Origin of the sequence: Roseicella aerolata (assembly GCF_020523605.1) — a bacterium.
Classification (GTDB): domain Bacteria; phylum Pseudomonadota; class Alphaproteobacteria; order Acetobacterales; family Acetobacteraceae; genus Paracraurococcus; species Paracraurococcus aerolatus.
In genome coordinates this window covers 1-656 of record NZ_JAJAQI010000181.1, presented here as the reverse complement: position 1 = coordinate 656, position 656 = coordinate 1, and the positions used below count along the sequence as shown (strand labels likewise).

Genomic DNA, 656 nt, shown 5'->3' with positions numbered 1-656 from the left:
GCGCGAGAGTGCGCAGAGCTGGCGCGAACTGCTGGTCGACCTCAAGGCCCGCGGTTTGGCGATCGCGCCCGAGTTGGCCACCGGCGACGGAGCGCTTGGCTTCTGGAAGGCGCTCGAGGCAGTCTTCCCCAGCACCCGGCATCAGCGGTGCTGGGTGCACAAGACCTCAAACGTGATGAACAAGCTGCCCAAGTCCGTCCAGCCCGCGGCCAAGCAGGACCTGCGCGAGATCTGGCAAGCGCCCGATCGCGCCACCGCCGAGGCGGCGATCAGCACGTTTGCCGAGAAGTACGCTGCCAAGTACGAGAAGGCGGTCACCTGCTTGCTCAAGGACCGTGACGCGCTGCTGACCTTCTACGACTTCCCAGCCGAGCACTGGGACCATCTGCGGACCTCGAACCCGATCGAGAGCGTGTTCGCCACCGTCCGGCACCGAACGGTCCGAACCAAGGGTGCGCTGTCGCAGGACACCGCCCGGCTGATGGTCTTCAAACTCGTCATGGCCGCGGCCAAGACATGGCGCCGCCTGAAAGGCGAGAACCAGTTGCCGAAGGTCATCCAGGGTGTCAGGTTCCGCAATGGCGTCGAGGTCAAGGAGACGCCAGCACAGACCGCCGCCTGATCGGCTGGCCGTCACCCAGTTTCCCGCGTAGCTC

General features: G+C 65.7%; 1 protein-coding gene. It reads left to right on the top strand.

Annotation, left to right across the window (positions count from 1 at the left end; translation table 11 throughout):
- Window positions 1-622: IS256 family transposase (locus LHA35_RS28445; RefSeq protein ID WP_226615273.1), on the top strand; the 622-nt coding region annotated here is incomplete at its 5' end.
- Window positions 623-656 lie beyond the last annotated feature (34 nt).